Here is an 11786-nt window from a genome sequence, read left to right as displayed (position 1 = left end):
ATTTATTCTTACTCTTTCATTCCATCGTATATCAGCACTTTCCGGCCACTGATTTTATAAGTCAGATCGCCTGTCAGTTCCAAAGCATCCAAGAAAGAATTGATCGTTCCGTAACGTTTCAAACTGCCACTGTAAGTTATGTCGCGTAGATCCGGTGTTTCATAATAAATCTGTATATCATACCAGCGTTCGAATGTCTCCATAATCTCCCCTAAAGAACGGTTTTTAAAGTTGTACACACCATTTACCCAACCGATATACTCATCCAGATCGACTGTACGTTTCTCTGTGCCATTGGCAGAAACTACTGCTTGTTCACCCGGCTGAAGAGTTACCGTTCCGACATTCGGTGCAGAAAATTGAACTTTTCCATGTACCAATGTAGTGTAACAAACGGAAGCATCGGTATAAGCATTCACATTAAACGCCGTACCAAGCACCATCACTTCGCCAAGATGAGTTTGTACCACAAACGGATGAGATTCATCCTGCACAACCTCAAAATAAGCCTCACCTTCCAGAGCTACAATCCTGCGTTTACCCGCAAAGCGTACCGGATAAGTCAACTTAGAACCAGCATTCAAATGAACCGTCGTCCCATCAGCAAGGATCACGGTATTTTCTCCTCCACGTGGTATGATAAGTTCATTTGACTTAACCGGCTTCTCTTCGACGTTTTTCTCTTCGTGTTGTGTTGTGACGGTTGGTTTATATGACAGCACTCCTTCCTTATATTTTACCTGGACGCCATCTACTATTACGTTAACTTCTTTCTTCCGCACATCAATAATGCTGCCATCGGGTAAAGTCAATTGTGCCTGTTGAACTCCTGGCTGAATCAATGGTCTGCTTTCCTCTTCAATCGAACCATAATTCGACATATAGAAAGAGAAACCGATTACTAAAACAACAGCTGCTGCAACAGACCACCAAATCCGGAAAGCACGAGACTTCTTTATTACCTCCGGTTCCGTTTGTCCGATTTTCTGAAGGAAAGATTCATAGGCTTTCTTTGATGAATAATTTTTATATTCTTCAAATGCAACTCTTAATGTCTCACCATTCTGCAATTGTTCATACACTTTTTGTAAGTCCGGGCATTCCGCCAATCGCTTTTCAAGCTCTTGCTGTTCCGATTCATTAGCTTCTCCTAAAAGAGCTTTCTTCATTAAAGCGGCATCTTGATATACATTTTCGAACTTCTTCATCTTATTTTTCCTTTTTAAATCAAACAACTGTTTAATTTGCTTTATTATAGATATACATAACTCACAGAAAAGGGTGACAAAAAGATGATATTTTTTTGAGATAAGAATATAAAGGAGAGGAATTTAGAGGCAAAATATAACATTATGTCACAATACAGAAGGAATCAGTTCGTTTTTAACAAAGAAAACAAATCTTAAGTAATCAATAAAAAGATAAAGATGTATCAAATTGACTTTTTATCTTTTTAGAGAAATAAACAAAGAATAATAGAATGAACAGAGTCGCCCAGCCTCTCACGAAGGAATTTATAGCTGCGTGTCTTTTGAGTTTTAACAGTATTGATACTTATTTCTAAACGTTCCGCTATCTCTTCCCATGTATGTCCTTCGATTCTCATTAAGATAATCCGGCGTTGCTCGGACGGAAGTTCTTCGATATAGCAATAGAGTTGCCGGATAATTTCTTCTTTCACCGTCAATGCATAAATCATATCTTCGTCCTCCACGCTTTCTTCTTCGGCTAAAGAATTCAATATGGTATCATGAATTTGATTATTGCGTATATATAATAAGGTATTATTATAGCAGGCACGATAAAGATAATTGGTAAGCTCTTTAATATCAGAAAAGGTACGCTTCCCTTCCCATACAGAAATAAAAACGTCTTGTACCAAATCTTCTACCGCATCGGGGACCGGCAATATCTTTGATACATAAACACATAAGGCAGTATAAAAACGATCGTAGAAATCGCCCCACATCTTTTCATCCTTCCGGTTTACTCCCGCTACTATAGTGTCAATTTTATCGTTCATACTGTCACATTACCTGCGAAAAAAGGAAACAGAATTCATAAAAATCGCCGTAACTACTTACTTTTGCGACATTTACGATTGCAAATATATTGTTTTTTTTCAAAAACGCAGACTTTGCCGGCTTACAAAATAGAAAATAAAAAAGTTCTTTCTCATACATAGAGATTTTTTCACTTTCATCTTTCATCTATCACCAGACTTCTTGAAACAGTTTATTCATAGCACTTTCAAGCATGGTGATAGATTGCCGGTAACCTATCACCTTATCTATCATCTATCACCACCATTTATCGCTCTGATTTCTTGGTTTTTCCCTTCAATTTTACCGGGAATCTTGTCCTATGATAGCCACCAGACTTTATTTTTTTGATTTCAAATATGAGTCAGACAAGAGAAATGCTGACAAAACAATCGTAAGCTATAGGGCAGCGGTTCGTATCCCACAAGACGACAATCTGTTTCATGCTTTGAAACACTCTGTTTCATTACGGGAAACACTTTGTTTCACACCGAGAAACGAATCGTTTCAAACCTTGAAACAAACTGTTTCAAATAGGGTTGAAACTAATTGAATCCAGGCAAATAACAAATTGCCCCAAAAGAAACTCGAACGAGCTTACCATACAGTTCAAATGAGAAGCAAAAGAAAATAATAGTTGGAAATGAAAGGGCACAAAAAAAGAGCGAATCATTCCGCTCCACCTTTAAAGAATCCCCATAAATGGGATTCTTCTTTTTCTTCATCTTTCATTTACTCTTTACCTGAAAACGTCTTTCTCCTAATACCTAATCAAAACAATCTTTTTCCTAAAAACTAATCTTAAAATCTAATACCTTAATTTTATAAACTAACACCTTTTAATTATTACCTTTTTCTAATACCTAAAATATAAGTAGTTTCACAACTACACTGCAAAGGTATAGCTGTTTGCAAAAACAACAAAAGCCATCATGCAAAAAATTACATTCAGATTTATTTTTTTGACTTATGTCAAGACGTAGGGTAGATTTTGAGTGTAAACCTTACGTTTATTCCCACAACAATCCGTCTTTTCAACAAATCTTTCCTTTTACTCTCTAGTTGCATTCATAATTGAGCAAGCGCACAACTAACAAAAAGAAAGCAAAACAGGGAATTTAAAACACAATCTATTACCATTCTATTCAAAAACATACAATCACAAAAAACAATAAGCGGCCTATTTTCGAACAATCTGCATATTTCTAACTCAAAATTACGGCGATTTTTTCAGTCAAACCGGATTCCTCCCCGGATTTTCAGAAGCAAAAACAGCTTGAAGATACAAGTCTCACAACTTTTCCGTAACTTTGCAGCGTTTGATAATAAATAAGATAGGAATGGATTTTAAGTACGACGTAATTGTAATTGGTGCCGGACATGCTGGTTGTGAAGCAGCGGCTGCCGCAGCTAATTTAGGTTCCAAGACTTGTCTCATTACTATGGACATGAACAAGATTGGGCAGATGAGTTGCAACCCGGCTGTAGGAGGAATCGCCAAAGGACAAATTGTACGTGAAATAGATGCACTGGGTGGACAGATGGGATTGGTGACAGATGAAACAGCCATTCAGTTCCGAATTCTAAACCGTTCGAAAGGCCCTGCCATGTGGAGTCCCCGCGCCCAATGCGACCGGGCTAAGTTCATTTGGTCCTGGCGGGAGAAACTAGAAAATACACCCAACCTTCATATCTGGCAAGATACAGTATGCGAACTGCTCGTTGAAAACGGTGAGGCTACCGGATTGGTCACTGCGTGGGGTGTCACCTTCAAAGCGAAATGCATTGTGCTCACCGCAGGCACTTTCCTCAACGGACTGATGCACGTAGGTCGCCATCAATTACCGGGAGGAAGAATGGCCGAACCAGCTTCTTATCAATTGACCGAATCCATCGCCCGTCACGGCATCACCTACGGAAGAATGAAAACCGGTACTCCGGTACGAATCGATGCGCGCAGCGTTCATTTTGACCAAATGGATACACAAGCCGGCGAATGTGACTTCCACAAGTTCTCCTTCATGAATACCAGCACGCACCACTTAAAGCAACTTCAATGCTGGACGTGCTACACCAATGAAGAAGTACACCGGATTCTGCGTGAAGGTTTGCCGGATTCTCCACTGTTCAACGGACAGATACAAAGTATCGGACCACGCTATTGCCCGAGCATAGAAACCAAGATTGTTACTTTCCCCGATAAAGACCAGCACCAGTTATTCCTGGAACCGGAAGGAGAAACAACACAAGAGTTGTATCTTAATGGATTCTCTTCTTCACTTCCGATGGAAATACAAATTGCGGCACTGAAACAAATCCCGGCTTTCAAAGATCTGGTTATCTATCGTCCGGGATATGCTATCGAATATGACTACTTCGATCCGACCCAATTAAAACATACGTTGGAATCGAAGATTATCAAAAACCTGTTCTTTGCCGGACAAGTGAACGGCACTACCGGATATGAGGAAGCAGGAGGACAAGGATTGATAGCCGGCATCAATGCGCATATCAACTGCCACGGTGGAGAAGCCTTTACTCTGGCCCGCGACGAAGCATATATTGGCGTATTAATCGACGATTTGGTTACCAAAGGTGTGGATGAGCCCTACCGTATGTTTACCTCCCGTGCAGAATATCGTATTTTGCTTCGTATGGATGACGCCGATATGCGCCTGACAGAAAAAGCGTTTAAGCTCGGATTGGCAAAGGAAGATCGCTATCAACTGGTAAAAAGCAAGAAAGAAGCCGTGGAACAAATCGTTTCTTTCGCACGCAACTATTCGATGAAACCGGCATTAATTAATGATGCTCTCGAAAAGATAGGAACAACTCCCCTGCGTCAGGGATGCAAGTTGATAGAGATTCTGAATCGTCCGCAAGTGACAATCGAGAATATAACAGAATACGTTCCGGCGTTTCAGCGGGAACTGGAGAAAGCGACAAGTTCGGATCAGGATCGGAAAGAAGAGATTCTCGAAGCTGCTGAAATCTTAATCAAGTATCAAGGATACATTGACAGAGAACGAATGATTGCTGAAAAGCTGGCACGATTGGAGAGCATAAAGATCAAAGGAAAATTTGATTATTCTACCATTCAATCCCTATCCACCGAAGCTCGGCAAAAGTTGGTAAAGATAGATCCGGAAACGATTGCGCAAGCGAGCAGAATTCCAGGAGTCTCCCCAAGCGACATCAACGTACTGCTCGTGCTTTCGGGACGATAGGCGGCAACGTTTCACGTGAAACAAATCATTTAAAGAAACGATATAATTCAATGATTATGAGCAAAGAAACACTAATCAAAAGTATTCGGGAAGTACCCGATTTCCCGATCCCCGGAATCCTGTTCTACGATGTCACCACCCTATTCAAAGATCCATGGTGCCTGCAAGAATTATCAAACATTATGTTTGATATGTATAAGGATAAAGGGATCACCAAAGTAGTAGGAATAGAATCAAGGGGCTTCATCATGGGACCGATTTTAGCCACCCGCCTGAACGCCGGTTTCATTCCTATCCGCAAGCCCGGCAAGCTCCCTGCAGAAACAATTGAAGAAAGCTACGACAAGGAATACGGAAAGGACACCGTGCAAATTCACAAAGACGCACTGGATGAGAATGATGTAGTTCTATTACACGACGACTTGCTGGCAACAGGAGGCACGATGAAAGCGGCTTGTGAATTAGTGAAAAGATTAAAACCTAAAAAGGTATATGTAAACTTCATCATTGAGTTGAAAGAACTGAATGGAAAATCAGTATTCGGAGACGACGTAGAAGTAGAATCGGTATTGACTTTATAAAGGATTTGCATCTATTTGCAGAGAATGTGTCAAAAGTAAGCAGCTAGCGATCTCTCATACCTAACGATTATGAATGTAGAACCGGAAAGCAAAACCAATGAATATTTGAAAGGGATTGTAGCCAACCTTCCCGAGAAACCGGGTATTTACCAATACCTGAATACGGAAGGAACGATTATATACGTTGGAAAGGCAAAAAATCTAAAGAAAAGAGTCTATTCTTATTTCAGCAAAGAGCATGAGCCGGGAAAGACACGAGTATTGGTCAGTAAAATCGCTGATATTCGCTATATCGTAGTCAACACAGAAGAAGATGCGTTATTGCTGGAGAATAATCTGATAAAGAAATATAAGCCGCGCTACAACGTTCTGTTAAAGGACGACAAGACCTACCCTTCTATTTGCGTGCAGAATGAGTACTTTCCGAGAATCTTCAAAACAAGAAAGGTTATCAGGAACGGTTCGTCTTATTATGGCCCGTACAGTCACATTCCATCAATGTATGCGGTATTAGACCTGATAAAGCATTTATATCCCTTGCGCACATGCAATTTAAACCTAAGTCCGGAAAACATACGGGCGGGCAAATTTAATGTATGTCTGGAATATCATATAAAAAACTGCGCCGGGCCATGCATCGGGTTGCAATCACAGGAAGAATATCTCAAAAACATAGATGAAATCAAGGAAATCCTGAAAGGGAATACACAAGATATCAGCCGTATGTTGCTGGAAAAGATGCAGACGTTGGCAGCCGAAATGAAGTTTGAAGAGGCGCAGAAAGTGAAAGAGAAATATCTCCTGATAGAGAGTTACCGCTCCAAATCAGAGGTAGTAAGTGCTGTATTGCACAATATCGATGTATTCTCAATCGAAGAGGACGAGTCGAACTCTGCTTTCATCAATTATCTGCACATCACAAACGGCGCCATCAATCAGGCTTTCACGTTCGAATATAAAAAGAAGCTGAACGAATCAAAAGAGGAACTTTTGACGCTTGGTATTATTGAAATGCGGGAACGCTATAAAAGCCAGTCCAGAGAGATTATAGTGCCTTTTGAACTCGATTTGGAGTTAAACAATATCGTATTTACCGTTCCACAGCGGGGAGATAAGAAGAAATTGCTGGATCTTTCGGTTCTAAACGTGAAACAGTACAAGGCCGACCGCCTAAAACAGACAGAAAAGCTGAATCCGGAACAAAGGAGTATGCGTTTAATGAAAGAAATTCAGCAAGAGTTGCATTTGGAAAGACCGCCGCTACAAATCGAGTGTTTTGATAACTCAAACATACAGGGTTCTGATGCCGTGGCAGCCTGTGTTGTATTTAAGAAGGCCAAGCCATCAAAGAAAGATTACCGGAAATACAATATAAAGACGGTTGTAGGGCCTGATGACTATGCTTCCATGAAAGAGGTCGTCAGAAGGCGTTATCAACGCGCTATCGAAGAGAATTCTCCTCTACCCGACCTGATTATCACTGATGGCGGAAAAGGTCAAATGGAGGTCGTCAGAGAAGTCATTGAAGACGAACTGAATCTGGCTATTCCTATTGCCGGACTGGCAAAGGACAACCGCCACCGCACATCGGAGCTGCTTTTTGGATTTCCTCCGCAGACGATTGGTATCAAACAGCAAAGCCCATTATTCCGTCTGCTGACACAGATTCAGGATGAAGTACACCGTTTTGCTATTAGTTTCCATCGTGATAAACGCAGCAAACGACAAGTTGCGTCCGCACTGGATACCATCAAAGGTATCGGAGAAAAGACAAAAACAGCACTTTTGAAAGAGTTTAAGAGCGTAAAACGAATAAAAGAAACCTCTTTTGAGGAGATTGCCGCTATCATCGGAGAAGCGAAAGCCAAGACCGTAAAAGAGGGATTAAGCAATGAATCATCAAAAAATGAATAAGAAGCCGGCGGAATGGAGTCAGTTATCTTTCTATCATTTTTAGCCGCGGATTACACAGATTGCACGGATTTCACGGTTAAATTACTAAAAACCGCATTATCCTTTCAATCTGTATAATCCATGCCTAAATAATAAACCATTAAAGCTTTCGGCAAAACCTTATAATATTTTCCTGCCAACACACCGTTTTCTCTTTCGAATTTTGTAAATTTGCCTTTCCTAACCACGAAATAGAATAAATAACAATGCGAATAGTTATACAACGGGTAAGCCATGCGTCAGTAACCATTGAAGGACACTGCAAATCGTCCATCGGAAAGGGGATGCTGATATTAGTTGGCATCGAAGAATCAGACGGGCAGGAAGACATCGACTGGCTCTGCAAAAAGATAGTAAATCTACGTATCTTCGACGATGAAAATGGGGTGATGAACAAGTCTATTTTAGAAGATGGAGGCGAAATTTTAGTTATCAGCCAGTTCACGCTACACGCTTCTACCAAAAAGGGAAATCGCCCCTCCTACATCAAAGCTGCCAAACCGGATATCTCTATCCCACTCTACGAGCAATTCTGCAAAGATTTAAGCGGTGCACTGGGAAAAGAAATAGGCACAGGAATCTTCGGAGCAGACATGAAAGTTGAACTTTTAAACGACGGTCCTGTTACTATATGCATGGATACCAAAAACAAAGAATAGATATTCCATACTAATCATTAATCACTAATCATTAAAAAAATGACTCTGGAAGAAGCACAGAAACAAGTGGACCAATGGGTGAAAACATACGGTGTCCGCTACTTCAGCGAGTTGACCAATATGGTAGTCCTGACGGAAGAAGTAGGAGAACTGGCCCGTGTCATGGCCCGCAAATATGGCGACCAATCCTTCAAGGAAGGAGAAAAAGACAACATAGATGAAGAGATAGCAGACGTCTTATGGGTGCTTCTCTGCATCGCCAACCAGACGGGAGTAGACATCACTGACGCTTTCCGGAAAAGCATGGAGAAGAAAACGAAACGAGATAATAAAAGACATATCAACAACCCAAAACTGAAAGATCATGGAAGAGAATAACTCACAGCCCAACAAGTACAAGGCCGCATTGGCAAAGTATAATACCAATCTGAGCGATGCAGATATTCAAGCTCGCGTAGCTGAATTGATTGAGAAAAAAGTGCCGGAGAACAACACGGAAGACGTTAAGAAATTCCTGTTCAACTGCATTGATCTGACCACCCTGAACAGTACGGACAGCGACGAAAGCGTGATGCACTTTACTGAAAAAGTCAATCAGTTTGACGACGAATATCCTGATCTGAAAAACGTAGCAGCCATCTGTGTGTACCCCAACTTTGCAGCCATCGTTAAAAACACGCTGGAAGTAGACGGAGTCAATATCGCCTGTGTATCAGGAGGTTTCCCCTCTTCACAGACATTCATTGAAGTGAAAGTGGCAGAAACAGCACTGGCCATTGCAGACGGTGCAGACGAAATAGATATTGTGATTTCCATCGGCAAGTTCCTTAGCGGAGACTACGAAGGAATGTGCGAAGAAATACAGGAACTAAAAGAAGTTTGCAAGGAACACCATCTTAAAGTAATCCTCGAAACAGGCGCATTAAAGAGTGCTTCCAACATCAAGAAAGCCTCTATCCTATCCATGTATTCGGGCGCAGACTTTATCAAGACGTCTACCGGAAAGCAGCAGCCTGCCGCAACGCCGGAAGCCGCTTACGTGATGTGTGAAGCTATCAAAGAATACTATCAGAAGACAGGAAACAAGATTGGATTCAAACCGGCAGGTGGTATCAACACTGTTAACGATGCGATTATTTACTACACTATTGTAAAAGAACTATTAGGTGAAGAATGGCTTGACAACCAACTGTTCCGCTTGGGAACCAGCCGTTTAGCCAACCTCCTCCTTTCCGACATCAAAGGCGAAGAAATCAAGTTCTTCTAAAAATTAAAGGCTACATTAGCAATCAAATACGCCTTACCGCGCGACTCCCGTATCACGGGAATCGACGCGGTATTTTTTATTTAAGAAAAACTAAAGATAGTTACTGGAGAATTCGGAAAAATAATTATCTTTGTAAAAGGTTTAGCGATGAAAATATAGCTAATTAGTTATATTAGAGAACGTTTCATTTATTACCAGTTCCTGGAATTCGGCAAAATTCAAAGTTATGAATGGTAATAAGCAAACGGGTCTCACGCACCTTCATGTATATAATTTTGTTATATATCGAATGGAGCGTGGGACTGTTGCTTGTATACTCATAACGGCTTGCCGAAGCCTCAGGAAAATACATGGCAACAGTTCTCACGCTTTTCATGAACTTTATGGAGGTATTAAGGATGGACGCTTACACAAGAACCTTACGATTCAATCACAACCCTCTGAATCTCATCCTCGGAACAGAGAAAAAGAAGGGGCTACGCATCGGTTATATGGAAGCTGGACTGCAAGGCTTCTATCTCAACTCCATGGAGACCGGAGTCCATCCGCAAAAGCTATCCAGACTGCTGGCAGAAGAGTTCCACTGCACCGATACCGAGTCCGTCACCGGATTATTCCAGTTCCTGATTAACGAAGGAGACAGAGTCTCCTACCAGATTATGCTCCCCTACTTACTCTCCACAGAGAACATCAACGAGTTCGAAAGTATCATCCAAAAGCGCTTTTTCGGAGTAGAACGCTTCATTCAGCAAGGAAAGAATCTATACAGATTCGTGAAATATACAGAAGAAAGAAGAGACCCGATTATATGGATAAATGACTTAGAAAAAGGGATTATCGGATGGGACATGGGATTGCTTGTCAGCTTGGCGCGCGCCTCCCAAACATGCGGGCACATCAGCAAGGAACAAGCCTGGAAGTACATAGAACAAGCAGCCCAATTATGTTCGTTAGATCTTCATACAGCTGAAGAAATAGACAAGAGTTTCCTTTTAGGAAAAGCGATGAAATCGGGAAAGATAGAAGATTGGGATCGATTATTATCGTGCTATTCACTTCTGGGCAAACACCGGAGGTAATTATTTTTCGCGGTCTACCACGTAATCCAAGTAAGCCCGGAGGGCTACACAAATATCAGATTCCGGCAAAGAAGCCAGTAAATCAAAAGCCTTTTGCTTATAGATATTCATCGTCTGAACGGCATATTCAATGCCCCCATTTTCTTTGATAAACGAGATCAAATGAGCAATTTCATCGAGAGTAGCTGCACCCTCCTTTACCTTGATTGCCAATTCCTGCGCCTCATCGTTTTTTGTCGTGTTCAATACATACAAAGCGGGCAATGTCAGTTTACCTTCAAGCATATCATTACCTGTTGGTTTGCCAATCTCTCTATTATCAAAGTAATCGAAAATATCATCTTTTATCTGAAAGCAGATACCAATATATTCGCCCAACAAACGAGCCAGTTCGGCTTCTCCCTCCCCTACACCTACCGAAAAAGCGGCAGCTTTCGTACAGGCAGCAAAAAGAGCGGCAGTCTTCTTACGGATTACATCAAAGTAAACCTCCTCAGAAAAGCTATGATTACTTACATTTGAAAGCTGAAGCAACTCGCCGTCAGCAAGATCCTGCCCAAGAGTAGACACCAGTTGAATAATGCGGTGGCTGTTCGTCAGTTCGGCATGCACCAAACTGGTTGCCAGCAGATAGTCGCCCGTCAATACGGCTACTTTATTATTAAAGATAGCATTCACCGAGAGTTGTCCACGGCGTTCGGTACTTTCATCCACGACGTCGTCATGCACCAAACTGGCTGTATGAAGGAGTTCCAATGAAACAGCTGCATGAAGAGTGGAAGGACATACAGCACCATAAAGACGTGCCACCAGCAAAACAAGAATAGGACGCATCATCTTACCATTCCTCTGCCGTATGTGAGATACGACACTATCGAGCAATGCATTTGAACTGGAGAGAGAACTATCAAAAAGTTCTTTGAAGTCTCTTAGTTCTGCTTCAATCGGAGTTCTGATGAGTGAGATGCTGTCCATTAA

10 protein-coding genes are annotated in these 11786 nt (G+C 41.5%); 7 read left to right on the top strand and 3 right to left on the bottom strand.

What is annotated here, in order from left to right:
* Nucleotides 1–8: 8 nt before the first annotated feature.
* Together BXY_RS11585 and BXY_RS11580 are read right to left on the bottom strand one after the other, a co-directional pair.
* Complete coding sequence (locus BXY_RS11585) at nucleotides 9–1208, bottom strand: FecR domain-containing protein (RefSeq protein ID WP_015531967.1); 1200 nt, start codon at nucleotides 1206–1208, stop codon at nucleotides 9–11.
* A gap of 245 nt (nucleotides 1209–1453) precedes the next feature.
* Nucleotides 1454–2023 (bottom strand): RNA polymerase sigma-70 factor, encoded by a 570-nt coding sequence (locus BXY_RS11580; protein ID WP_004307824.1) that lies wholly within the window; start codon nucleotides 2021–2023, stop codon nucleotides 1454–1456.
* Nucleotides 2024–3382: 1359 nt separating this feature from the next.
* Between BXY_RS11580 and mnmG the strand changes: the two genes are divergently transcribed.
* The 7 genes from mnmG (at nucleotide 3383) to BXY_RS11545 (ending at nucleotide 10808) form a co-directional block, all read left to right on the top strand.
* Entirely contained in the window at nucleotides 3383–5269 is a 1887-nt protein-coding gene (gene mnmG, locus BXY_RS11575) for a tRNA uridine-5-carboxymethylaminomethyl(34) synthesis enzyme MnmG (RefSeq protein WP_004313736.1), read from the top strand.
* A gap of 50 nt (nucleotides 5270–5319) precedes the next feature.
* Nucleotides 5320–5850 (top strand): adenine phosphoribosyltransferase, encoded by a 531-nt coding sequence (locus BXY_RS11570; protein WP_004313735.1) that lies wholly within the window; start codon nucleotides 5320–5322, stop codon nucleotides 5848–5850.
* Nucleotides 5851–5919: 69 nt separating this feature from the next.
* Nucleotides 5920–7764: an excinuclease ABC subunit UvrC gene (uvrC, locus tag BXY_RS11565; RefSeq protein WP_015531965.1), complete on the top strand. Its 1845-nt coding sequence runs from the start codon at nucleotides 5920–5922 to the stop codon at nucleotides 7762–7764.
* A gap of 245 nt (nucleotides 7765–8009) precedes the next feature.
* Nucleotides 8010–8462 carry a D-aminoacyl-tRNA deacylase gene (gene dtd / locus BXY_RS11560; protein ID WP_004313732.1) on the top strand — a complete coding sequence of 151 codons (453 nt, stop codon included), beginning with the start codon at nucleotides 8010–8012 and terminating at the stop codon, nucleotides 8460–8462.
* Nucleotides 8463–8501: 39 nt separating this feature from the next.
* Nucleotides 8502–8840 (top strand): nucleotide pyrophosphohydrolase, encoded by a 339-nt coding sequence (locus tag BXY_RS11555; protein ID WP_004313731.1) that lies wholly within the window; start codon nucleotides 8502–8504, stop codon nucleotides 8838–8840.
* Complete coding sequence (deoC, locus tag BXY_RS11550; RefSeq protein ID WP_004313730.1) at nucleotides 8827–9729, top strand: deoxyribose-phosphate aldolase; 903 nt, start codon at nucleotides 8827–8829, stop codon at nucleotides 9727–9729. The genes BXY_RS11555 and deoC overlap by 14 nt, the downstream gene beginning before the upstream one ends.
* A gap of 398 nt (nucleotides 9730–10127) precedes the next feature.
* Nucleotides 10128–10808 (top strand): DUF1266 domain-containing protein, encoded by a 681-nt coding sequence (locus BXY_RS11545; RefSeq protein ID WP_008020027.1) that lies wholly within the window; start codon nucleotides 10128–10130, stop codon nucleotides 10806–10808.
* Here BXY_RS11545 and BXY_RS11540 read toward each other — a convergent pair whose 3' ends face one another.
* The gene (locus BXY_RS11540; protein ID WP_004313728.1) at nucleotides 10809–11783 is read right to left on the bottom strand and encodes a polyprenyl synthetase family protein; all 975 of its coding nucleotides are present in this window, start codon (nucleotides 11781–11783) and stop codon (nucleotides 10809–10811) included.
* Nucleotides 11784–11786 lie beyond the last annotated feature (3 nt).

The organism is Bacteroides xylanisolvens XB1A (assembly GCF_000210075.1).
In the GTDB taxonomy this organism is placed as follows: Bacteria; Bacteroidota; Bacteroidia; order Bacteroidales; family Bacteroidaceae; genus Bacteroides; species Bacteroides xylanisolvens.
The sequence above is the reverse complement of the archived record's forward strand: the minus strand, read 5'-3'. Positions and strand labels throughout refer to the sequence as shown.